The 22,956-nt window shown below is 72.1% G+C and carries 19 protein-coding genes; 12 read left to right on the top strand and 7 right to left on the bottom strand.

Annotated elements, in window-relative coordinates; all coding sequences use genetic code 11:
- Positions 1–308: 308 nt before the first annotated feature.
- On the top strand, positions 309–1,598 hold the full coding sequence (locus ACZ49J_RS20370) for an alpha-L-fucosidase (RefSeq protein ID WP_467449722.1): 1,290 nt from the start codon (positions 309–311) through the stop codon (positions 1,596–1,598).
- Here the strand turns inward: ACZ49J_RS20370 and ACZ49J_RS20365 are convergent.
- Both ACZ49J_RS20365 and ACZ49J_RS20360 read right to left on the bottom strand, forming a co-directional pair.
- Positions 1,574–2,152: a cysteine hydrolase family protein gene (locus tag ACZ49J_RS20365; protein WP_467449720.1), complete on the bottom strand. Its 579-nt coding sequence runs from the start codon at positions 2,150–2,152 to the stop codon at positions 1,574–1,576. The two genes, ACZ49J_RS20370 and ACZ49J_RS20365, sit on opposite strands and share 25 nt — an antisense overlap.
- Entirely contained in the window at positions 2,149–3,642 is a 1,494-nt protein-coding gene (locus ACZ49J_RS20360) for a purine-cytosine permease family protein (RefSeq protein ID WP_467449719.1), read from the bottom strand. The genes ACZ49J_RS20365 and ACZ49J_RS20360 overlap by 4 nt, the downstream gene beginning before the upstream one ends.
- Before the next feature lie 199 nt (positions 3,643–3,841).
- Here ACZ49J_RS20360 and ACZ49J_RS20355 point away from each other — a divergent pair, with 199 nt between their 5' ends.
- A complete protein-coding gene (locus tag ACZ49J_RS20355) occupies positions 3,842–5,314 on the top strand; it encodes an alginate lyase family protein (protein ID WP_467449789.1) in 1,473 nt (490 codons plus the stop codon).
- Positions 5,315–5,370: 56 nt separating this feature from the next.
- On the opposite strand, the gene ACZ49J_RS20350 is transcribed toward ACZ49J_RS20355, so the two are convergent.
- Positions 5,371–5,739, bottom strand: a complete 369-nt coding sequence (locus ACZ49J_RS20350) for a tautomerase family protein (RefSeq protein ID WP_467449718.1) — start codon at positions 5,737–5,739, stop codon at positions 5,371–5,373.
- Here ACZ49J_RS20350 and ACZ49J_RS20345 point away from each other — a divergent pair.
- The gene (locus tag ACZ49J_RS20345) at positions 5,625–6,119 is read left to right on the top strand and encodes a LysR family transcriptional regulator substrate-binding protein (RefSeq protein WP_467449786.1); all 495 of its coding nucleotides are present in this window, start codon (positions 5,625–5,627) and stop codon (positions 6,117–6,119) included. The two genes, ACZ49J_RS20350 and ACZ49J_RS20345, sit on opposite strands and share 115 nt — an antisense overlap.
- A gap of 3 nt (positions 6,120–6,122) precedes the next feature.
- Here the strand turns inward: ACZ49J_RS20345 and ACZ49J_RS20340 are convergent, their stop codons facing one another.
- Positions 6,123–9,497, bottom strand: coding sequence for a pyruvate carboxylase (locus tag ACZ49J_RS20340; RefSeq protein WP_467449717.1), 3,375 nt, complete (start codon positions 9,495–9,497; stop codon positions 6,123–6,125).
- 188 nt (positions 9,498–9,685) lie between these two features.
- Positions 9,686–10,732 carry a LacI family DNA-binding transcriptional regulator gene (locus tag ACZ49J_RS20335; RefSeq protein WP_467449716.1) on the bottom strand — a complete coding sequence of 349 codons (1,047 nt, stop codon included), beginning with the start codon at positions 10,730–10,732 and terminating at the stop codon, positions 9,686–9,688.
- A 116-nt stretch (positions 10,733–10,848) separates the two neighbouring features.
- Between ACZ49J_RS20335 and ACZ49J_RS20330 the strand changes: the two genes are divergently transcribed.
- Genes ACZ49J_RS20330 through ACZ49J_RS20315 form a run of 4 tightly spaced genes read left to right on the top strand, consistent with a single transcriptional unit; the run spans position 10,849 to position 14,868 of the window.
- A complete protein-coding gene (locus tag ACZ49J_RS20330) occupies positions 10,849–12,039 on the top strand; it encodes a phytanoyl-CoA dioxygenase family protein (RefSeq protein ID WP_467449715.1) in 1,191 nt (396 codons plus the stop codon).
- 16 nt (positions 12,040–12,055) lie between these two features.
- Positions 12,056–12,817 (top strand): SDR family oxidoreductase, encoded by a 762-nt coding sequence (locus ACZ49J_RS20325; protein WP_467449713.1) that lies wholly within the window; start codon positions 12,056–12,058, stop codon positions 12,815–12,817.
- Between the two features lie 30 nt (positions 12,818–12,847).
- On the top strand, positions 12,848–13,852 hold the full coding sequence (locus tag ACZ49J_RS20320; protein WP_467449711.1) for a Gfo/Idh/MocA family protein: 1,005 nt from the start codon (positions 12,848–12,850) through the stop codon (positions 13,850–13,852).
- Complete coding sequence (locus ACZ49J_RS20315; protein WP_467449710.1) at positions 13,849–14,868, top strand: Gfo/Idh/MocA family protein; 1,020 nt, start codon at positions 13,849–13,851, stop codon at positions 14,866–14,868. The genes ACZ49J_RS20320 and ACZ49J_RS20315 overlap by 4 nt, the downstream gene beginning before the upstream one ends.
- A 59-nt stretch (positions 14,869–14,927) precedes the next feature.
- On the opposite strand, the gene ACZ49J_RS20310 is transcribed toward ACZ49J_RS20315, so the two are convergent.
- Positions 14,928–15,815 (bottom strand): sugar phosphate isomerase/epimerase family protein, encoded by an 888-nt coding sequence (locus tag ACZ49J_RS20310; RefSeq protein ID WP_467449709.1) that lies wholly within the window; start codon positions 15,813–15,815, stop codon positions 14,928–14,930.
- 254 nt (positions 15,816–16,069) lie between these two features.
- Between ACZ49J_RS20310 and ACZ49J_RS20305 the strand changes: the two genes are divergently transcribed.
- Positions 16,070–16,975 (top strand): 2-hydroxy-3-oxopropionate reductase, encoded by a 906-nt coding sequence (locus ACZ49J_RS20305; protein ID WP_467449708.1) that lies wholly within the window; start codon positions 16,070–16,072, stop codon positions 16,973–16,975.
- Between the two features lie 5 nt (positions 16,976–16,980).
- Here ACZ49J_RS20305 and ACZ49J_RS20300 read toward each other — a convergent pair whose 3' ends face one another.
- Positions 16,981–17,694: a GntR family transcriptional regulator gene (locus ACZ49J_RS20300; protein ID WP_467449706.1), complete on the bottom strand. Its 714-nt coding sequence runs from the start codon at positions 17,692–17,694 to the stop codon at positions 16,981–16,983.
- Between the two features lie 211 nt (positions 17,695–17,905).
- On the opposite strand from ACZ49J_RS20300, the gene manD reads away from it, so the two are divergent.
- From manD to ACZ49J_RS20280, 4 genes are all read left to right on the top strand, one after another.
- Positions 17,906–19,114, top strand: a complete 1,209-nt coding sequence (manD, locus tag ACZ49J_RS20295) for a D-mannonate dehydratase ManD (RefSeq protein ID WP_467449705.1) — start codon at positions 17,906–17,908, stop codon at positions 19,112–19,114.
- A 5-nt stretch (positions 19,115–19,119) separates the two neighbouring features.
- A complete protein-coding gene (locus tag ACZ49J_RS20290) occupies positions 19,120–20,532 on the top strand; it encodes a mannitol dehydrogenase family protein (RefSeq protein WP_467449704.1) in 1,413 nt (470 codons plus the stop codon).
- Positions 20,533–20,794: 262 nt separating this feature from the next.
- Positions 20,795–21,871 carry an L-idonate 5-dehydrogenase gene (locus ACZ49J_RS20285; RefSeq protein WP_467449703.1) on the top strand — a complete coding sequence of 359 codons (1,077 nt, stop codon included), beginning with the start codon at positions 20,795–20,797 and terminating at the stop codon, positions 21,869–21,871.
- Complete coding sequence (locus ACZ49J_RS20280) at positions 21,864–22,937, top strand: sugar kinase (protein WP_467449701.1); 1,074 nt, start codon at positions 21,864–21,866, stop codon at positions 22,935–22,937. Before ACZ49J_RS20285 ends, ACZ49J_RS20280 begins: the two co-directional genes overlap by 8 nt.
- The last annotated feature ends 19 nt before the right edge of the window (positions 22,938–22,956 follow it).

The following is a 22,956-nucleotide window of genomic DNA, read 5'->3' as shown; positions in this document are numbered from 1 at the left end:
ACGCCATCCTCGACCGCTCGACAGCGCCCATACGCTCCGTTCGTACGGGCTCGGCGTCGGCGAGACCGTTGAACGCCTCTGCGGGACCCGCCCGCTCGCGTCGGCCACACCGCCGACGCCCAAGGACAACACGCCAGTCCGTCGGCCGGTCCAGCCCGTGGCCTTCCCACGGCGCCCGCGTATGGGGGGCAGGGCACGAGGAGTCTGCGCTCCACACGGGCCCCGAGCCGCGCGAGAAGGTGAAAACCGACCAGCAGTGGTGACCCGTGCCCACGCGTCCACCGCACGGCCGCGCCTAGCGTGGGCGCATGCCGATGCAATCCTGGTTCACCGACGCCAAGCTGGGCATCTTCATCCACTGGGGCATCTACGCCGTGGAGGGGGTACCGGAGTCCTGGTCCTTCTACTGGGGCGAGGTCCCTCACGAGCGGTACATGAAGCAGCTCGACGGCTTCACCGCGTCCCAGTACGACCCGCGCGGCTGGGCGGAGCTGTTCGCCCGCGCGGGCGCCAGGTACGCGGTGCTGACGGCGCGGCACCACGACGGGGTCGCCCTGTGGGACACCGCGCACGGCGACCTGAGCGTCGTCCGGCGCACCCCCGCCGGCCGCGACCTGATCGCCCCCTACGTGGAGGCGCTGCGTGAGCAGGACCTCAAGGTGGGCCTGTACTACTCGCACTCCGACTGGAACCACCCCGACTACGCGAGCCTGCGCCACCCCGGGATCGACGAGTGGCCGGAGACCTATCCGGGCGGCAACGACGCCAATCCGTACTCCCACGCCGAGGCGGGTGAGGAGGACCCGGAGGCCTGGGAGCGCTACCTGGCGTACCGCGACGGCCAAGTGGGCGAACTGCTCCGGCGGTTCAGCCCCGACCTGCTGTGGTTCGACGGCGAGTGGGAGCGCACCGAGGAGCAGTGGCGGATCCGTGAGCTCGCCGAGCTCATCCTCGCGGAGAACCCCAAGGCCGTCCTCAACGCCCGCATGCTCAGCCACGGCGACTACTCCACCCCCGAGCAGGGCGTGCCGCTCCAGGCGCCGGACGGGCCGTGGGAACTGTGCCTGACGATCAACGACTCGTGGGGTTTCCAGCACCAGGACCACAACTACAAGTCGGTGCGCCAGCTGGTGCGTTACTTCGCGGAGACGATCGGCATGGGCGGCAATCTGCTGCTCGACGTCGGGCCGAAGGAGGACGGGACGATCCCCGCCGAGCAGGTCGAACGGCTGGAGGCACTCGGCGCGTGGATCGGGCGTCACGCGGAGGCCGTGTACGGGACGGTCGCCGGGCTGCCCGCCGGGCACCACTACGGGCCGAGCACCTTGTCCGCCGATCGGCGCACCCTGTACCTGACCTGCTTCGACGTGCCGCGCGAAGAGCTCTCGGTGCGCGGGCTGCGCAACCGCGTCGAGCGGGTCACGGTCCTGGGCACGGGCACCGAGCTGGGCCACCGGGTCATCGGCGGGCTGGACGCGGTGCCGGGGGTGACGTGGATCGACGCGCCGGCGGAGGCGGACCTGGACCCGTACGCGACCGTGCTGGCCGTCGAGCTGGAGGGCGAGCTGGACCTCTACCGGGGTACCGGCCGGGACTGACCGAGCACGTCCTCCACGGTCACGACCCGGACCAGCGGCCGGTACAGGTCCATCAGGTGCAGGGCCCTGGCGTGCGAGTCGTCGTTCGCGCCCGCGCACGCGTCGGCGACGACCAGCACCTCGACTCCCGCGTCGGCGGCGGCGAGCGCGGTGGACAGCACGCAGCAGTCGGTGCTGACTCCGGCCAGGACCAGCCTCCCGTCCCGGCCCACGCGTTCGGCCAGGTCGGGCCCCCACTTGCCGAAGGTGGTGGCGTCGACGACGTCCCGCGTCTGCCCCGCGAACGCGTCCGTCAGTTCCCAGGCGCGGGCCCGGGGCGGCTGGAGCGCGAAGGGCCACCGGTCGTAGTACGCCCGCCAGGCGCCCTCGGGTTCCTCCGGGGCGAGGAAGCGGGTGAAGGTGACGCGGTCGCCGAACGCCGGCAGCAGGCGCCGTACGCCCTCGGCGGCCTCGTCGAAGCGCGGCGTCGCCCACGGGCTGCCGGGGTCGGCGAAGACGCGCTGCATGTCGATGACGGCGAGCAGACCGCGTACCGCCGGCTGTCCGGTGCTCATGCGTCGAGTGTCTCCCGCCCGGCCGTCGCGTGCTGGCGCCGCTCCTGCGCCCGGACGCGGGCGGGCGCGAGCAGCAGCGTGCCGAGGAAGCCGGTCACCAGCGCGGCCAGGACGCCCAGGTTGGCGTAGGCCCAGGCACCGGTCCTGCCGCCGAGGCCGAACGGACCGAGCAGGTACCCCTGCCACTGCAGCCAGCCGGCCGTCGTGTTGGTGACCAGGCCCCAGCCGAGCGCGGTGGCGGCGAGGGTGAGCAGCAGGGGGCGTGCGGGGATGTCGCCGTAGCGTCCGTCCGTGCGGAACAGGTCGGCCTCGTCGTAGTCGCGGCGGCGCAGCGCGAGGTCGGCGAGCATGACACCGCACCACGCGGCGATGGGCACGCCCAGCGTGGTCAGGAAGCCCATGAACGGGCCGAGGAAGTCGTCGGCCACGAACACGACGTAGACGGAGCCCGCGATCATCAGGACGCCGTCGGCGAGGGCGGCCACAGGGCGCGGCACCTTCAGGCCCGCTGCGAGGAGGGCGAGGCCGGAGGAGTAGATGTCGAGGACCGCGCCTCCGACCAGGCCGAGCACGGCGACCGCCGCGAAGGGGACGAGGAACCAGGTGGGCAGGATCGTGGTCAGGGCACCGATCGGGTCGGCGGCGACCGCGGCGCCCAGCCGGGTGGAGGAGCCCGCCAGCAGCAGGCCGAACACCAGGAGGAGCAGCGGGGCGAGAGACGCGCCGAAGGCGGTCCAGCCGATCACACCCCGGCCGGAGGAGGTGCGCGGCAGATAACGGGAGTAGTCCGCGGCCGCGTTGACCCAGCCCAGGCCGAAGCCGGTCATCATGAAGACGAGGGCGCCGATGAACTCCTGGGCCGAGCCGGACGGTACGGCGCTGACGGTGGCCCAGTGGATGTCGTCGACGACGAGCGCGATGTAGACGACGGTCAGCACACCGGTGACCACGGTGATCACCGTCTGCAGGCGCATGATCAGGTCGAAGCCCATCACGCCGACGACCACGACCAGCGCGCCCACCAGCACGAGCGCGACCGCCTTGGTCTCGGTCCCGCCACCGAGACCGAGCCGTCCGAAGACGGTGGCGGTTGCCATCGTCGCGAGCGCGCAGAGCACCGTCTCCCAGCCGACCGTGAGCATCCACGAGACGAGCGCGGGCAGCCGGTTCCCGCGCACCCCGTACGCGGCACGGCTGAGCACCATGGTCGGCGCCGAGCCGCGCTTGCCGGCCACGGCGACGAAGCCGCACAGCAGGAACGAGAAGACGACGCCGGTCACCCCGGCGGCCAGTGCCTGCCAGAAGGAGATGCCGAAGCCGAGGGCGAAGGCGCCGTAACTCAGGCCGAGAACAGAGACGTTCGCCCCGAACCAGGGCCAAAAAAGCGTGCGCGGTGTGCCCTTGCGCTCCGCGTCGCGGATGACGTCGAGACCGTGCGTCTCCATCTGGAGCTGCCGGCCAGTGGGGCTGTTCTCGGGGAAGTCCGCCATCGTCGACCTACCTGTCCAGATGTGTCCGGGTGACGATAAGTCGCCTGATGGAGGACCGTCAAGACCGCCCGGCCGCCTCTCCCGGGCACCGCGAGCTTTTTGTTATCGCCCGGCCCCTCGGCCGTCTCCCGTGCGTAGGCACCGTCCCCCACGAGAGCCGAGGAACGACGCAGTGAACCATCGGATCAGTCGGCGCAGCATGCTCAAGGCAGCGGGTGCGGCGACCGGCGCGGTCGGTACCGGTATCGGCACGGGCCTGGCCGCCGCCCCGGCGACGGCGGCCGGCGCGACGTTCGCGCATCCCGGGATGCTCCACACCACGGCCGACCTGAAGCGCATGGCCGCCAAGGTGAAGGCGGGGGCCTCCCCGTACACGGCGGGCTTCGAGAAGCTCACCGCCAACCGCCACGCGCAGAGCACCTGGAGACCCAACCCCCAGAGCACGGTCTACCGGGGCGCGGGCTCGCCGCAGAACTACGCGATCCTCTACAACGACATCCATGCGGCCTACCAGAACGCGCTGCGCTGGCACGTCACCGGTGAGAGCGCGCACGCGGACACCGCCGTGTCCATCCTCAACGCCTGGTCAGGGAAGCTGACTTCTCTGGAGGGCTCCGCGGACCGCTTCCTCGCGGCGGGCCTCTACGGCTACCAGTTCGCCAACGCGGCCGAACTCGTCCGCGACCACGACGGCTTCGACCTGCCTCGCTTCCAGAGGATGATGCGGGGCGTCTTCGCCCCGCTCAGCGAGGACTTCCTGAAGAACCACAACGGCGCCGTCATCACCAACTACTGGACCAACTGGGACCTGACGGCCATGGCCTGCGTCCTCGCCGTCGGCATCCTCTGCGACGACCGGGCCAGGGTCGACACCGCCGTCGAGTACTTCAAGCACGGCGAGGGCCTCGGCTCCATCAGGAAGGCCATCCCCGTCGTGCACTCCGACGGCCTCGCCGAGTGGCTGGAGGCCGGCCGCGACCAGGGACACGCCCTGCTGGGCGTCGGCCTGATGGGCACCTTCTGCGAGATGGCCTGGAACCAGGGCATGGACCTGTACGGCTACGACGACAACCGCTTCCTCAAGGGTGCCCAGTACGTCGCCAAGTGGAGCCTCGGCGGAGACGTGCCGTACACGGCGAACACCCGCGCGAAGGGCGCGATCAACGGCTGGTCGGGCTCGGAGACCGCGAGCGAAGCCGCCGGTGTGGACCCGAACATGACGCGCCCGATCTGGGCGATGATCGCCAACCACTACACCAAGCGCCGGGGGCTGTCCGCGCCGTACGTCACGCGGATCGCGGCCAAGGCGGCGCCCGAGGGCGGCGGGGGCGACTACGGTCCGAACAGCGGCGGATACGACCAACTCGGCTTCGGCACGCTGGCGTTCACCCGCGACAAGGCGACCGCGGCCGAGGCGTCGGCTTCCCCGTCGGCGTCGGCCGCCGAGTCCGGCACATCGGGATCGTCCGGCTCGTCCGGCTCGTCCAAGGCGTCCGCGGGACGGTCCTCCGGCGCGAACGCTCAGGGCGGCGGGAGCGACGGCGACCTGGCCTCAACCGGCTCCTCGGACATCCCCCTGTGGACCGCCGCGAGCGGCATCACCGCCGTCGCCGGCGGCCTCCTGCTGCTCCGCCGCCGAGGACAGGCGCGCCGCGACGCGGAGCGACCGTGAAACCGCGACGGACCGCGAGTGGCCTGCCTCTCGTGGGCTGAGCCACTCGCGGTCCGTCAGTGCCCGGCCGCCGCGGCCGGGATCCGCAGGTCCCCCTCGACGTACTGGGCGCGGCCGAAACCGAAGGACCAGTCGGCGGCGGTGTTCTCCACGTACCCGATGAAGACGTCCTCTCCGGACACACCGACCCGCTCCAGCGAGGCGGCGATCGCCGCGTAGAGCCACTGCTTCGTACCGGTCGAGCGGCCGCCCTGCGTGGAGATCTGGATGATCACCCGGTCGTCGCTCCGCTCGAATCTCGAGTGCCCATCTGGTTCCCCAGGTGCGGCAGGGGTCGCTGGACGCGGTGTTCGTGGCCGTACCGCCGGAGGGTCTGGATCCGGGGTTCGGGCACCGGGTCCTCGTGCGCGACGAGATCGTGGCACTGGTCGCCGACGGCCGGCCGCAGGCGGGGCAGGCGTCACTGGCCCTGGACGAGTTCGCCACGACGCCGTTGATCACCTACGGCCCGGACAGCGGTCTTTACCCGCGTCTGCGGACGGCATTCGAGGAGGCCGGGGTGCCCTTCCGGCCCGCCTACGCCACCAACCACGTCGCGCTGCAACTCGAACTCGTCGCCGCCGGCGTCGGCATCGCCCTCGCGGCGGGCGCGGTCCGGGGCATCACCCGGGACCCGAGGGTCACCGTCGTTCCGGTGACGCCCCGGATCCCCTGCGCCAAGGCGCTGATCTGGCGGGCGGGCCCGCACGCGTCGGCGCCCCTGCGGGCCCTGCTGGACCTGCCGCACACCGACCAGGGCGCCTGAGGCTCAGGCGAGCTCGACGAGGAGGTCGCCGCCCTCCACCTGCTGGATCTTGTTGATGGCCAGCCGTGAGACCGTTCCGGCCCTCGGGGCGGTGATCGCGGCCTCCATCTTCATCGCCTCGATGGTCGCCACCGTGGCGCCGGCCGCGACCTGGTCGCCCTCCGCGACCGCGAGCGTGACCACACCGGCGAACGGCGCCGCGACATGGCCGGAGTTGGACCGGTCGGCCTTCTCCGTCACCGGGACGTCGGAGGCCGCCGCGGTGTCTCGCACCTGGATCGGCCGCAGCTGGCCGTTGAGGGTGGACATCACGGTGCGCATGCCGCGTTCGTCGGCCTCGCCGATGGCTTCGAGACCCATGAGGAGCCGGACGCCGGGTTCCAGGTCGACGGCGTACTCCTTGCCGGGGCGCAGCCCGTAGAAGAAGTCCTTGCTGTCGAGGACGCTGGTGTCGCCGTAGGTCTGGCGGTGGCTGTCGAACTCGCGGGTTGGGCCGGGGAACAGCAGCCGGTTGAGCGTGGCGCGCCGGTCCTTCTCCAGCCCGTCCCGGTCCTCGGCGGTCAGCTCCTGCGTGGGCTTGGGCTCGGCGCGGCCCTCCAGTGCCTTGCTGCGGAAAGGCTCCGGCCAGCCGCCGGGCGGGTTGCCCAGCTCTCCGCGCAGGAAGCCGATGACGGAGTCGGGGATGTCGTACGAGTTCGGCGCGGCCTCGAAGTCCTCGGGCTTCACGCCGGCGCCCACCAGGTGCAGGGCGAGGTCGCCCACCACCTTCGACGACGGGGTGACCTTGACCAGGCGGCCGAGCATGCGGTCGGCGGCGGCGTACATGGCCTCGATGTCCTCGAAGCGGTCGCCGAGGCCGAGCGCGATGGCCTGGGTGCGCAGGTTGGAGAGCTGGCCGCCGGGGATCTCGTGGTGGTAGACGCGCCCGGTGGGCGAGGCGAGGCCCGCTTCGAAGGGCGCGTAGATCTTGCGGACGCTCTCCCAGTACGGCTCCAGGTCGCCGACGGCCTGGAGGTCGAGGCCGGTGGGCCGCTCGGAGTGGTCGGTGGCGGCGACGATCGCCGACAGCGAAGGCTGCGAGGTGGTGCCCGCCATGGAGGCCACCGCGCCGTCCACGGCGTCCGCGCCGGCCTGGATCGCGGCGAGGTAGGTGGCGAGCTGGCCGCCCGCGGTGTCGTGGGTGTGGATGTGGACGGGGAGGTCGAACTCGCGGCGCAGCGCCGACACCAGCTTCGCGGCGGCCGGGGCGCGCAGCAGGCCCGCCATGTCCTTGACGGCCAGGACGTGTGCGCCCGCCTCCACGATCTGCTGGGCGAGGCGGAGGTAGTAGTCGAGCGTGTACAGGCGCTCCGACGGGTCGGACAGGTCCGAGGTGTAGCAGAGGGCGACCTCGGCGACGGCCGTCCCGGTCTCGCGTACGGCGTCGATGGCGGGTCGCATCTGGCCGACGTCGTTGAGCGCGTCGAAGATGCGGAAGATGTCGATTCCGGTGGCCGCGGCCTCCTGGACGAACGCGTCGGTCACCTCCGTCGGGTACGGGGTGTAGCCGACGGTGTTGCGTCCGCGCAGCAGCATCTGGAGGCAGATGTTCGGTACGGCTTCCCGGAGCCCGGCCAGGCGCTCCCACGGGTCCTCGGCGAGGAAGCGCAGGGCCACGTCGTACGTGGCGCCGCCCCAGCACTCCAGGGACAGCAGCTGCGGCAGGGTCCGCGCCACCACCGGCGCGACAGCGAGCATGTCCTTGGTACGGACACGGGTGGCGAGCAGCGACTGGTGGGCGTCGCGGAACGTGGTGTCGGTGACGCCGATGGTGGGCGACGCGCGCAGCCAGCGGGCGAAGCCCTCCGGACCGAGGTGGGTCAGCTGCTGCTTGGAGCCGGCGGGCGGCTCGGTGCCCTCGGGACGGGGCAACTTGGTGGAGGGGTCGATCAGGTCGGGACGCTCGCCGTGCGGCTTGTTCACCGTGACGTCGGCCAGGTAGGTGAGCAGCTTGGTGCCGCGGTCGGCGGAGTGGCGGGCGGTGAGCAGGTGGGGCCTCTGCTCGATGAACGACGTGGTGACCCGCCCGGCCTGGAAGTCCGGGTCGTCCAGCACCGCTTGCAGGAAGGGGATGTTGGTGGCCACACCGCGGATGCGGAACTCGGCCACGGCGCGCCGGGCGCGCTTGACCGCGGTGGTGAAGTTCCGGCCCCGGCAGGTGAGTTTGACCAGCATGGAGTCGAAGTGGGCGCTGATCTCCGTACCGGCGTGGGTGGTTCCGCCGTCGAGGCGGATGCCCGAGCCGCCGGGCGAGCGGTAGGCGCTGATCCGGCCGGTATCCGGGCGGAAGCCGTTCGCCGGGTCCTCGGTGGTGATCCGGCACTGGAGGGCGGCGCCGCGCAGGTAGACGGTGTCCTGGGCGAGCCCGAGGTCGGCCAGCGTCTCACCGGCGGCGATCCGCATCTGCGACTGGACGAGGTCGACGTCGGTGACCTCCTCGGTCACCGTGTGCTCGACCTGGATGCGCGGGTTCATCTCGATGAAGACGTGGTTGCCGTCGCGGTCGAGCAGGAACTCCACGGTGCCCGCGTTGCGGTAGCCGATCTGCCGGGCGAACCGCACGGCGTCGGCGCAGATCCGCTCGCGCAGCTCCGGGTCGAGGTTGGGGGCGGGGGCGAGTTCGATCACCTTCTGGTGGCGGCGCTGTACCGAGCAGTCGCGCTCGAAGAGGTGGATGACGTTTCCCTGCCCGTCGGCGAGGATCTGCACCTCGATGTGGCGCGGCTCGACGACGGCCTTCTCCAGGAAGACGGTGGAGTCGCCGAACGCGGACGCCGCCTCACGGGACGCCGCCTCGATGGACTCGCGCAGCAGGGCGGGGTCCTCGACCCGCCGCATGCCGCGCCCGCCACCGCCGGCCACCGCCTTGACGAACACCGGGAAGCCGATGTCCTCGGCGGCGCGGACCAGTTCGTCCACGTCCGTGGAGGGTGCCGAGGATCCGAGCACCGGCACCCCCGCCTCCCGGGCGGCCGCCACCGCGCGCGCCTTGTTGCCGGTCAGCTCCAGGGTCTGCGCGCTCGGGCCGACGAACGTGATGCCGGCCTCCTCGCACGCGCGGGCCAGCTCCGGGTTCTCGGACAGGAATCCGTAGCCCGGGTAGACGGCGTCGGCTCCCGCCAGGCGTGCCGCGCGGACGATCTCCTCGACCGACAGGTACGCCCGCACCGGGTGCCCCGGCTCGCCGATCTCGTACGCCTCGTCGGCTTTCAGCCGGTGCAGCGAGTTGCGGTCCTCGTACGGGAAGACGGCGACGGTCCTCGCGCCCAGCTCATAGCCGGCGCGGAACGCGCGAATCGCGATCTCTCCACGGTTGGCGACCAGCACCTTGCGGAACATCCCTGATCCCTTCAGCCTGCCGGTGACGACACCATCGTGTCGGCGACGCCCCCTGCCGCGCCACGCGAGGCCCGGCCCGTCACCCGCAGGTGAGACGCCCGGCCTGTCGTCCGGCGGCCACACTAGGGGCGCAGCGGTGGCTTTCTGAAGAGCTGGGAGTCGTAGATCACGTCACTTCCAAGGACTCGTCAGCTCGCGTCCATCAGGGCGGACGCCCCGGGCGGCATGTTGTACGGGGTGACCACCTGGATCGCCGAGGGCAGGGCGGGCCCTTCGTCGGGCAGGGCCTTGTGGGCGCGCATGATGGACTGGCAGGCGCGGCGCATGTCCTGGCGCAGGTCGTGGTGGAGGACGGCGGACAGGCGGCGTTCGCCGAGCAGCCGGGTGTTGTCGTGGTCCAGGTCGTGGGCGACGAACACCGCGCACGTGCGTCCGAGGGTGTCGAAGGCGTCGAGGGTCGCGGCGTTGCCACCACCGGCGGAGTAGACGGCGACGATGTCCTCGTCCCGCTTGAGCGCCTCCAGCACCAGGTCTCGCTGGGTGGCGTCCAGGCCGTCGCTGTCGGTGACCTCCACCAGGGACCGCCGGGGGTGGGCGACGCGCATCGCGCTGCGGAAGCCCATCTCGCGCTCCTCCTCGTTGCGGAAGGAACCCCGGCTGATGGTGATGAGCACGTTGCCGGGCCGGTCACCGAGCCACTGCCCGACGAGGTAGGCGGCCGTGGCTCCGGCCGCGCGGTTGTCGATGCCGACGTACGCCATACGGGCGCTGCTGGGCAGATCGGTGACCAGGGTGACGACGGGGATGCCGGCCGCGACCAGCCGGCCGACGACCGCGCCGACCTCCGGCAGGTCCGGGGCCTTGAGGATGACGCCCTGCGAGCCCCGCTTGGCGATCTTGTCCAGGGTGGAGATCAGCTCCGAGGCGGGACCGGTCTCACGGAAGTGGAAGCGCGAACGCACGACCGCGGGGTGCAGGGACGGCAGTTCGGCCTCCAGGGCGTTCCGTACGGCCGTCGAGAACCGGTCCGGGGTCTGCATCACGATGTCGATCATGAAGGTGCGTCCCCCGATGCGGACCTGGGTCCGCTGCCGGTCCAGGTCCTTGATCGCCTGGTAAACCTCCATGACGGTGCTCTCCCGCACGCCTCCCCTGCTGTTGAGGACCCGGTCGACGGTGGCCTCGCTCAGCCCTGCCTGACGGGCGATCTCCCTGATCGGATACGGATGCCGCATGACTGTTCCCGAGTTCCCGAGAGCCGATGATGGACTTTTGATGGGTTGCTGCGGATTGAATGACGGGTGCCGGTTCATAAGACTTGCAGAAAGGCACGCGTGGCGAAAGGACCGGGATGTCCCTCACAGACGCGGGATCACGCACGGGGTCACGGACGTGGCTGAGTCAGGACGACTGCGATCTCGAGGCGTTCCGCTCGCTGGTCGAGCAGGCCACCGACCCTCAGGCGTACCCTTCGGCCGAGCGGGTCGAGCGACAGGTCCTGGTGTACGACAGCGAGCGGCTCCGTGGTCTGACGGCGGAGCCCGGGGGCCGGCGGGCCGTGCAGAGCGAGTTGGTGCGGGCCCTGCTGGACGGGCCGGGTGTCGTGGTCCTCAAGGCCGCCTACAGCGACCCGGCCGTGGTGGACCGGGCGTCCGAGGCCTTCGACGCGCTGATCGAACAGGAGCGCGCGGCGGGCACGGCACGGGGCGACCACTTCGCCAAGCCGGGCGCCAACGACCGGATCTGGAACGCGCTGGAGAAGCTGGCCGTACACGCCCCCGAGGTCTTCGCCGACTACTACGCCAACGCCGTGCTGGAGCTGGTCTCCGAGGCCTGGCTGGGGCCCGGCTACCAGGTGACCTCGCAGGTCAACGTGGTGAACCCGGGCGGCGCCGCCCAGAGCGCGCACCGCGACTACCACCTGGGTTTCCTCTCCCAGGAACAGGCCGCCGCGTACCCCGCGCACGTCCACCGCCTCTCCCCCCTGCTGACCCTGCAGGGCGCGGTGGCGCACTGCGACATGCCGGTCGAGTCAGGGCCGACGCTGTTCCTGCCGCACTCGCAGAAGTACGAGCCCGGCTATCTGGCCTTCCGGCTCCCGGAGTTCGTCGCGTACTTCGACGAGCACCATGTCCAGCTCCCGCTGGCGAAGGGTGACGCGGTGTTCTTCAACCCGGCGCTCTTCCACGCCGCCGGGCACAACCGCTCGTCCGGCATCAGACGCATGGCGAACCTGTTGCAGGTCTCCTCCGCCGTCGGCCGCGCGATGGAGTCCGTGGACCGGGAGGCGATGGCGAACGCCCTGTTCCCGGTGCTGCTGCGCCGCAGGGCCGAGGGCGCCCCGCAGGAGTGGCTGCGCCGCGTCGTCGCCGCCACGGCCGAGGGCTACCCCTTCCCCACCAACCTGGACCTCGACCCGCCGGTCGACGGTCTCGCTCCGCCGTCCCAGGCGGACACCGTCTGGCGGGCCGTGACCGAGGGCTGGGCTCCTGAGCGGCTGCGACAGGAACTGCGTGCGGCCGCCGAGCGCCGCCAGAGCTGAAGGAGACCACGTACTCATGGGACTGCTGGAGGACAAGGTCGTCCTCGTCAACGGCGGCAGCCAGGGCGTCGGCGCGGGCATCGTGCGGGCGGCCCTGCGCGAGGGCGCGACCGTCGTGTTCACGGGACGCAGGGTGGAGATCGGCGAGAAGCTCGCCGCGGACACGGGCGCGCACTTCGTGCCCGCGGACCTCACGGACCCGGACCAGGCGCGCGACAGCGTCGTCCGCACGGTGGCCGGGCACGGCCGCGTCGACTGTCTCGTCAACGCGGCGGGGCTGACCTCGCGCGGCTCACTCCTTGACACCACTCCGGAGCTGTTCGACGCGCACATCGCGATCAACCTGCGGGCTCCGTTCTTCGCCATGCAGGCGGCCGTCCAGCACCTGGTCGGCCGCAAGGCGCCCGGCACGATCGTCAACATCATCACCTCCTCGGAACACGGCGGGCAGCCGTTCCTCGCCCCGTACGTCGCGGCCAAGGCCGGTCTCGCCGGGCTGACCCGCAACGCCGCGCACGCGCACCGCTGGGACCGCATCCGGATCAACGGCCTCAACATCGGCTGGACGGAGACCGAGGGCGAGGACGCGATCCAGCGCGCCTTCCACGGGGCGGGCGACGACTGGCGGGAGAAGGCCGCCCAGTCACAGCCGATGGGCAAGCTCGGCCAGGTCGACGAGATCGCCGATTTCGTCGTCTTCCTGCTGTCCGAGCGCAGCGGGGTGGTCACCGGATCGGTGATCGACTGGGACCAGATCGTTTTCGGCGGGCTCGACTGAACCGCCCTCTGGGCTATAAGGAGCAAGATCATGCGTTTGGGCATCATGGGGCTGGGCCGGATCGGCGCGTTCCACGCGGAAACCCTGTCGGGACTCGACGTGGTGGACTCCCTGGTGGTGACCGACCCGGTGGCCGCGGCCGCCGCGTCCGCCGCCGAACGGTTCGGGGCGACGGCCGTCGACTCCCCCGAGGCCGTGTTCGCCGCCGGTGTCGACGGCGTCGTCATCGCCGCCGCGACCGACGCGCACCCCCAGCTCATCCTCGCCGCCGTCAAGGCGGGCGTCCCGGTCTTCTGCGAGAAGCCCGTGGCCAAGGGCGTCGAGGAGAGCCTGGAGGTGCTGCGCGCCGTCGAGGACGGCGGTGTCGAGGTGCACATCGGCTACAACCGGCGCTTCGACGCTGGCTGCGTCGCCGCGCGGAAAGCCGTGGTGAGCGGCGAACTCGGCCTGTTGCACACCGTCCGGTCCACCACCTTGGACCCGGCCCCTCCGCCGGCCGCGTACGTGGCCGTCTCCGGGGGCATCTTCCGCGACTGCAGCGTCCACGACTTCGACATCGTGCGCTGGGTGACGGGCCGCGAGGTGGTCGAGGTGTACGCGACCGGCGGCAACCGGGGCGCGGACTACATCGCGGCGGCCGGTGACGTCGACACGGCGTCCGCACTGCTCACCCTCGACGACGGCACCATCGCCGTCATCTCCAACTCCCGGCACAACGCCCGCGGTTACGACGTGCGCCTGGAGCTGCACGGCATGAAGGACAGCATCGCGGTGGGCCTGGAGGACCGGCTGCCGCTGCGGTCCGTCGAGCCCGGGGTCACCTTCCCCTCGGGCACCCCGCACGACTTCTTCATGGACCGCTTCGCCGACGCCTACCGCGCCGAGCTCACCGCGTTCACCGAGGTCGTGACGGGCACCCGCCCCTCCCCGTGCACGGTGGCGGACGCCATCGAGGCGAGCTGGATCGCCGAGGCGTGCACGCTGTCGCTGCACGAGCACCGGCCCGTACGGCTGGAGGAGGTACGCAAGGCATGAGGGGCGAGCCGCTGCGGATCGGTGTGCTGGGCGCGGCCCGGATCGCCGAGCTAGCGATCGTCGGCCCCGCCCGTGCGGGGGGCCACCGCCTCGTCGCGGTGGCCGCCCGCGACCGCGCCCGTGCCACCGCCTTCGCGGAGCGTCACGGCGTGGAGCGGGTCGTCGGCTCGTACGGAGAACTCGTCGCCGACCCCGAGGTCGAGGTCGTCTACAACCCGCTCGCCAACGGGCTGCACGGCCCGTGGAACGTGGCGGCCCTGGCCGCGGGCAAGCACGTACTGACGGAGAAGCCGTCCGCGAGCAACGCGGAGGAGGCGGCCGAGGTCCACGAGGCCGTCACCACGGCGGGCACGGTCTTCATGGAGGGCTTCCACTACCTCTTCCACCCGGTCACCCGGCGCCTCCACGAGCTGCTGGAGAGCGGGGAACTGGGGGAGCTCCGGCACGTGGAAACCGTGATGACCATGCCCGCGCCCCACGACGACGACCCCCGGTGGTCGTTCCCGCTCGCGGGCGGCGCCCTGATGGATCTGGGCTGCTACAGCCTGCACGCCCTGCGGATGCTGGCCCCCTGGGCGGGCGGCGCGCCTCGTCTGGTCGCCGCGCGCGGTGGCGAGAGGGCGGGCGCGCCGGGGGTCGACGAATGGCTGGACGCCGACCTCGAGTTCCCGGACGGGGCGACGGGCCGTGCGCGCTGCCACATGGCTCACCCCGAACTGCGGTTCAGCTGCCGGATCGTGGGCAGCCGGGGCGAGGCCACGGCGCTGAACTTCGTGCAGCCGCACGTGGACGACCGGGTCGTGGTCCGGGCGCCCACCGGTGAGCGCACCGAGGAACTCGGCCGCCGTTCCTCGTACACCTACCAGCTGGACGCCCTCGCCGCCCATCTGCGCGAGGGCGCGCCCCTCCCCCTTGACGCCGGTGACGCGCTGACCACCATGCGCCTCATCGACGACTGTTACCGGGCGGCGGGCTTCCCGGTCCGGCCGCGGATGGTGCCTCCGACCGCACGGTGAGAAGCGAAAGGAGGGGGTGGCGCCGGTCCGGCGCCACCCCCTCCTGCGCCGTCCCCGTGCTACGCGGCGCCGCCCAGCACCGAGCGCAGGTGCTCGGTGCTGGCCCACACGTCCTCGACCGGGCCCTTCTGCCGGGGCTCCTCGGTGAGGATGGTGTCCTGCTCCAGGACGTACCAGCCGTCGTATCCGCGGGCGGCGAGGTGGGTCACGATGGCCTCGACGTCGACGTCACCCGCGCCGAGCGGGCGGTACATGCCCTCGCGCACGGCGTCCGTGTAGCTGAGGCGGCCGGACTGGACCTTGGCGGCGAGGGAGGCGTCCACGTCCTTCATGTGGGTGTGGGCGATCCGTTCGGGGGCCTGGCGGGTGAGTTCGGCCGGGTCGGTGCCGCCGATGAGCAGGTGCCCGGTGTCGAGGCAGAGCGAGATCGCCGAGTGCTCCAGGACGCGCCGCACCTCGTCGCCGTTCTCGATCATCGTGCCGACGTGCGGGTGCAGGACGGCACGTACGCCCCGTTCGGCGGCGAGGGTGGTGAGGCGGTCCAGGTTGGACAGGAGCAGCTTCCAGCCGTCGGCGTCGAGTTCGGGGCGGGAGTCGTAGCCGTCCTGGCCGGTGACGGCCGACAGGACGAGGACGTCGGCGTTCGAGGCCGCGTAGTTCCGCAGGAGCTGTTCCACCTCGGGCACCGGGTCGTGGCCGGGGACGTGGAGCAGGAGCGGGGTGAAGCCGCCGATGGCCTGGAGGTCGTGGTGGGCGAGGACCTGGGCCATGGCGTCCGGTTCGCCGGGCAGGAAGCCGTCGGGGCCGAACTCGGTGGCGGCCAGGCCCACCTCGCGCATCTCCTTCAGGACGCGCTCGGGCGTCAACTGGTATCCCCAGCCGGGTACCTCGCAGACGCCCCAGGAGATGGGGGCGCCGGCGATCCTGGCGTGCGGTGCGGTGCTCATGCCATGGCCTTTCGGTGGCGGGTCATGCCCATCAGGTGCGGGGTGAGGAAGGCGTCAGGAGCCGACCGGGACCTTCCCCGGACGCAAAGGTAGGTGCGCGACACCTCATTTCTGAAGAGATGGAACCCATCATTAATCCATCATTCGACATGCCCTTCTCCCGTCATCCGCACCCTGCGAACGCGCCCTTGGGCGGACCTCGCACGGCGTCGTAGTGTCGGGTCACGATCAGCTCGGAAGGAAGCGCAGACCACATGGGTACGTCAGCCGTCCAGTCCCGCACGATCGCCTTCATCGGCCTCGGCATCATGGGCTTCCCCATGGCAGCCAACCTCGTCCGGGCCGGGCACACGGTCATCGGACACAACCGGAGCCGCCCGGCGGTGGACCGCCTGGTCGAGGCGGGCGGCCAGGGGGCGGACAGCATCGCCGCCGCGGTCGCCGACGCGGACGTCGTCATCACGATGCTCCCGGCGGACCCCGAGGTCACCGAGGTCGTCCTCGGCGAGAACGGCGTACTGGACCACGCCCGTCCGGGCACCCTCCTCATCGACATGAGCAGCGTGAGCCCACGCACCGCCGTCGCGATCGCCGAGGCGGGCCGCGGCAAGGGCGTCCGCGTGCTGGACGCCCCGGTGTCCGGTGGTGAGGCCGGCGCCGTCGAGGGCGTCCTGTCCATCATGGCCGGCGGTGACGCGGCGGATTTCGACGAGGCCGAGCCGGTCTTCGGCGCCCTCGGCACGACCGTGGTCCACGTCGGGCCGCACGGTGCCGGGCAGACCGTCAAGGCCGCCAACCAGCTCATCGTGGCGGTCAACATCCAGGCGCTGGCCGAGGCGGTCGTCTTCCTGCAGAAGGCGGGCGCCGACCTGCCCTCCGCCCTGGAGGTGCTCGGCGGGGGCCTCGCCGGTTCCACCGTCCTCGCCCGCAAGAGGGACAACATGCTGAACCGGGACTTCAAGCCGGGGTTCCGCGTCGACCTGCACCACAAGGACATGGGCATCGTCACCGACGCGGCCCGCGCCACCGGCGCCGTGCTCCCCCTCGGTTCCCTGACCGCCCAGCTGATGGCGTCCGCCCGCGCCAACGGCGACGGCTCACTCGACCACTCCGCCCTGCTGCGCGGTGTCGAACGGCTGTCGGGCCGCGAGGCGGAGTGAGACCGCTACTCCCAGACCACGACGTTGCGCCGCACCGGCACCGCCGAGGGGTCGGTGGCGAACAGCTCGGGCGAATGGGCCCTGATGCGTTCGATGTCGCCGAAGACGGCTCGCAGGTGCGTGCGCATCGCCGTACGCGCCAGTGACACGTCCCCGCCGACCACCGCGTCGAAGATCTCCCGGTGCTGGTCGGCGAAGACCGCGGGCGACGCGTTCTCGTACAGGCCGAGCCGGCGGGCGCGGTCCAGGTGTCCCTTGGCCGCGGCGACGGTCGTCCAGGCGTTCGCGTGGCCGCTGAGCCGCATCAGGCCCTGGTGGAACGCCTCGTCGAGCTCGAAGAACTCCTCGAGCCCGAGGCCCTCGCGCTGCTGACGCCGGAGGTTGTCGCGCAGTTCCCTGAGGACCGCGGCGTCCAGGTCGGTGGGCAGGTCGTCCAGCGCGGCCAGCTCGACCGCCTCCCGCAGGAACTGGGCGTCGGCGACCTGGGCCGGGTCCACCCGTGAGACGAACGAGCCGATCTGCGGGAAGACCTGCACGAGCCCTTCCTGGGACAGGAGGATCAGGCTCTCCCGCACCGGCGTGCGGCTGACGCCCAGCGACGCCGCCAGCTCGTTCTCCGACAGCGCGGCGCCCGGCGGGAGCTGGAGCGTCAGCACCATCTGACGCAACGTCGCATAGATCTCGCGCCGGCTGCTCCGCTGCCGTTTCGGTTGGGCCATGAAGCCCATCGTATCGCCGGGATCATGACCGCCCGGCGCACGGCCAGGGGGCCCGCTCTTACGCGAAGACCTCGGCGGAGGCATTGCCGCGACTCCGCGACAGATGCTTGTATACCAGTACTGTTCGACAAGCAGTCCGGCCTGGCGTGGACGCCGAGGACCGCGGCCGTTGGCCGGAGCCGACCACCGTTGCCGTAAGGAGAGCTCATCAGTGAGCAGGATCGAACGCGTCGAGGTGTTCGTCGCCTCCCCAGGGCGCACGTTCGTCACACTGCGCATCACCACCACGGACGGGGTGACCGGCCTCGGTGACGCCACGCTCAACGGCCGCGAGCTGGCCGTGGCGAGTTATCTGCGGGACCACCTCGTGCCGCTGCTGATCGGCAGAGACCCCGCACGGATCGAGGACATCTGGCAGTACCTCTACCGAGGCGCGTACTGGCGGCGCGGGCCGGTCACCATGACCGCCATCGCCGCCGTCGACACCGCCCTGTGGGACATCAAGGGCAAGACCGCCTCACTGCCCGTCTACCAGCTCCTCGGCGGACGCTCCCGCGACGGCGTGCTCGTCTACTCGCACGCCAGCGGCACCGACGTGCCGTCCCTGCTCGACGACGTCGAGCGCTACCTGGAGCTGGGCTACAAGGCGGTACGGGCGCAGGCGGCCGTGCCCGACGTCGGCGCCACGTACGGCGTCCGCAAGGGCAAGCTGTACGAACCGGCCGCGACCGACCTGCCCGACGAGCAGCCCTGGGACACCGAGGCCTACCTCGGCTTCGCGCCGACGTACCTTCAGGCCGTCCGGGAGCGCTTCGGCTTCGACTTCCACCTCCTGCACGACGTGCACCACCGGCTCACCCCGATCGAGGCGGCCCGCTTCGGCAAGAGCGTCGAGGGCTGCAGGCTGTTCTGGATGGAGGACCCGACCCCGGCCGAGAACCAGGAGGCGTTCCGGCTGATCCGGCAGCACACGACGACACCGATCGCCGTCGGCGAGGTCCTCAACACGATCTGGGACGTCCAGCACCTGATCACCGAGCAGCTCATCGACTACGTGCGCACCACCGTGGTCCACGCGGGCGGCATCACACACCTGCGCCGGATCTTCGACCTCGCCGCCCTGTACCAGGTGCGGACCGGTTCGCACGGCGCCACGGACCTCTCCCCCGTCAGCATGGCCGCCGCCGTGCACCTCGACATCGCCGTGCCGAACTTCGGCATCCAGGAGCACATGGGCCACCCGGACGAGGCCGCCGAGGTCTTCCGGACGGGTGTCACCTTCGCCGACGGGATGCTGCACCCCTCCGACGAGCCCGGCCTCGGGGTGGAGTACGACGAGAAGGCCGCCGAACGCTTCCCGTACCAGCGGCGTTATCTGCCGGTGGCGCGCCGCCTCGACGGCTCGGTCCACGACTGGTGAGCGGCATGGGATCCCTCAACGCCCGTGCGCTGCGCGGGCTCGCGCCCGAGACGCGTCCCCTCGTCGACCCCGCCGAACTGCGCCCCCGTGTCCTGCACTTCGGTATCGGAGCCTTCCACCGGGCGCACCAGGCCGTCTACACGGAGACCGCGGCGGCGCGGTCGGGCGAGCCCTGGGGCATCGCCGCGGTCGCTCCCCGGTCCACGGCGACCGGGGACGCCCTGCGCGCCCAGGACTGCCTGTACTCGGTGACGGAACGCCACCCCGGGGGCGGTCCCCCACGGGTCGTCGGGTCGCTCGTCGGCGCCCACGCCATGGGACGCGACACCGCGGCCGTCGACGCGCTCCTCGCCGATCCGGAGACCACCGTGGTGACACTCACGATCACGGAGAAGGGCTACCACCGTTCGCCCCGGACCGGCGGCCTCGACCCGGCGGTTCCCGCCCTCGGGACCACGGTGATCGGACGGCTGGCCGCCGCTCTGGCCACGCGGATGCGCCGCGGCGCCGCCCCGATCAGCGTCGTCTCCTGCGACAACATGGCGGACAACGGCGCCGTACTGGGCCGGGTCGTACGGGACGCCGTCCGCGCGTCGGGGTGGCGGGACAGCGAGCGGGTGCTGGACCTGATGGCCCGGCACGTGGCCTTCCCCGACACCGTCGTGGACCGGATCGTCCCCGCCACGACGGCCGCCGACGTGACGGAGACGGCCGGCGCGCTGGGTGTCGAGGACGCGCTTGCCGTGAGCGGCGAGCCGTACCGGCAGTGGGTCCTGGAGGACCGCTTCGCCGCCCCGCGCCCGCCATGGGAACTCGACGGCGCCCTCCTCGTCCCCGACGTCGCTCCCTACCAGCTCACGAAGCTGCGGCTGCTCAACGGCTCGCACTCGGCGCTCGCCTTCCTCGGGACCGCCGCGGGCTGCACCACCATCGCCGACACCATGGCCGGCGGCTGGGGCGAACGGCTGGTGAGGGCACTGTGCGCGGAGGTCGCGCCCACCCTGCCCGCCGGAGGTCCCGATCCCGAGCGGTACGCCGACGACCTCGTCACCCGCTTCGGCAACACGGCCATGCGGCACCTGTTGCGGCAGATCGCCTCGGACGGATCGCTGAAGATCACCGAGCGCTGGCTGCCGGCCCTGCGGTCGCTGCGCGAGCGCGGCGCGTCCGCACCGGTGCTGGAACTCGCGCTCGCGGGCTGGGTGCACACCACCATGCCCGGGCTTGAGGACCTCGGCATCACCGATCCCGCGCAGGAGGCGCTCGCCGCGTGCTGGCGCACCGGCGCGGCTCCGGCGGACACCGTCCGCGCGCTCCTGACGACCGTGGGCGCGCACGACCTCGCGGACGACTCCGCTCTCACGGCCGCTGTCGCCCGGCATCTGTCCGCCCTGCGAGCCGGGCACGTCGGCATCTGAACCGGGTGACGCGGATCGGCATCCGCAACGGCGATCCGCGTCCTGCCGCACCGCCCCCGCGCACACCCTACGCGGGCCCCGCACACGTCCCCGCACACGAAAAACGGGTTCATGATGAAGGACCGCACCACCACGGCGGAGCCGGTCGGCGCCGTCCGACGCACCATCAGCGACCCCTCGTTTACTCCCTGATCACGCTCGCCGGGGCGCTCCTGTCCCCCGAGACGCGCGGCCGTGACCTCGTTCGACTGGAGGACGCCGTATGACGGCAGGACGCCCCATCGCGGGAGGAAGCCGTATGAAGGCCGTCGTCGTGCACGGCGCGGGCGACGTCAGGATCGACGTCCGGCCCCGGCCCGAGCCGGCGCCGGACGAGGTGCTGCTCGCCATGGAGTGGGGCGGTATCTGCGGCTCCGACGTCTCCTACTGGAGAAAGGGCGCGTCCGGCACCGCCGCGCTCGCGCATCCCCTGGTCCTCGGCCACGAGGTCGCCGGCCGGATCGCGGCCGTGGGAGCGGAGGTCACCGGTCTGTCGGAGGGGCAGCCGGTGACGGTCCACCCGGCCCGGCCCGGGGGCGGCGACCTCCTGCCGGAGCGGCTCGCCGGACGCACCAACCTGCACCCCCGTGTCCGCTACTTCGGCTCGGCGGCCCTCACCCCGCACACCGACGGCGGGTTCAGCGAGTTCCGGGCCGTACCCGCGGTGCAGGTCCGCCCGCTTCCCGACGGTGTGGGCACCGAGGCGGGCGCGCTGGCCGAGCCGCTGGCGGTCGCCCTGCACGCGGTCGGCCGCGCCCCCGACCTGCGGGGGCGGACCGTCCTGGTCAACGGCGCGGGTCCGATCGGATCCCTGGTCGTCGCGGCCGCCAAGTACCGCGGAGCGCGAACGGTGATCGCCGCCGATCTCTCCGCCTCGTCGCTCTCCGTGGCCCGGCGCATGGGCGCTGACGCGGTGATCGCCGTCTCCCGCGGCGCGGAGCTGCCGCAGGACGTCGACATCGTCTTCGAGGCGTCCGGCGCACCGGCCGCCCTGGGACCGGTGCTGCGGGCCACCGCACGTGGCGGCACCCTCGTCCAGGTCGGCAACCTGCCCGGCACGGCCGAGCCCGCCGTCCTGGGCGACCTGGTCACGCGTGAGATCACCTGGACCGGTTCCTACCGCTTCGTGGACGAGATCGACGACGCCCTCGCCGCCCTGCGCGACGGCCTGGACGTGTCTCCGGTCATCAGCCACCGCTTCCCGCTGGACCAGGCCGAGCGGGCCCTCGCGGTCGCCGCCGACCCCGCCAGTGCCAGCAGCAAGGTGATGCTGCGCCTGGCCACGTCCCTTCGTGCCTGACTACGGCCGCTCGTACCCGTCCCGTCCCGTTCCGTCCCGCCCAGGAGAACGCCTTGTCCCACTCGCCCGCCGGCGTCCACGCACCCGCACGCCCCGAGCATGCGTCGCTGGACGTCGTGTGCCTCGGCGAGACCATGGCCGTCCTCGCCCCGCCCGACGCGCGGCCGCTCGCGGACCAGCGCACGCTCCGTCTCCCGGTCGGGGTGCCGAGTCCAACGTGGCCTGCGGGCCGGCGGCCCTCGGGCACCGCGCCGCATGGCTGAGCCGTGTGGGGGACGATCCCTTCGGGCAGCGCATCGTCACGGAGCTGGCCTCCCGGGGCGTGGAGGTGACCGCTGTCCGCACCGACCCCCTCCACCCGACCGGCGTCTACTTCAAGGACCCCGGACCTGACGCGACGCGAACCCACTACTACCGGCGCGGATCAGCCGCCGCGCACATGGGCCCGGACCTGGCCCGGGCCCCCGAGCTGCGCGACACCCGCGTCGTGCACCTGTCCGGCATCACCCCGGCCCTCTCCGACAGCTGCGCCCGTCCGCTGGAGGAGATCGTGGTACGCCGCGCTCCGTGGACGGGCGACGCCTCCCGCACGCCGAACCGCCCCGTCGTCTCCTTCGACGTCAACCACCGTCCGGCCCTGTGGCGCCACCGCCGTGCCGACGCGGCGCGGACCCTGCTGGAACTCGCCCGTGCCGCGGACATCGTCTTCGTGGGTCGGGACGAGGCCGAGGCCCTGTGGCACACCGCCCGGCCCGACGAGATCGCCGCCCTGCTCGCGCCGGCACCGCTCGTCGTCGTCAAGGACGCCGAACACGGAGCCACCTCCTACTCCGCGGGCCGGCGTGTCTTCCCGCCCACGCCGCAGGTCGCGGTGGTCGAACCGGTCGGCGCGGGCGACGCCTTCGCGGCCGGGTACCTGCACGGCCGTGACGAGAGGTCGCGGCTCCGGCTCGGCCACCGCACGGCAGCGGCCGTCCTGCGCACCCGGGACGACGTTCCGGTGCCGGAGCACGACCTGGCCGCGCCGGACGTGCCCTCGCGTGGTCGGCGACCGTCCCTGTCGTAGGCGCCGAACGCTTTGTTGG

The sequence above is a fragment of the Streptomyces sp. NPDC030840 genome (assembly GCF_055572015.1).
Note: the sequence above shows the minus strand (reverse complement) of the source record. Positions and strands in the feature narration are given on the sequence as shown.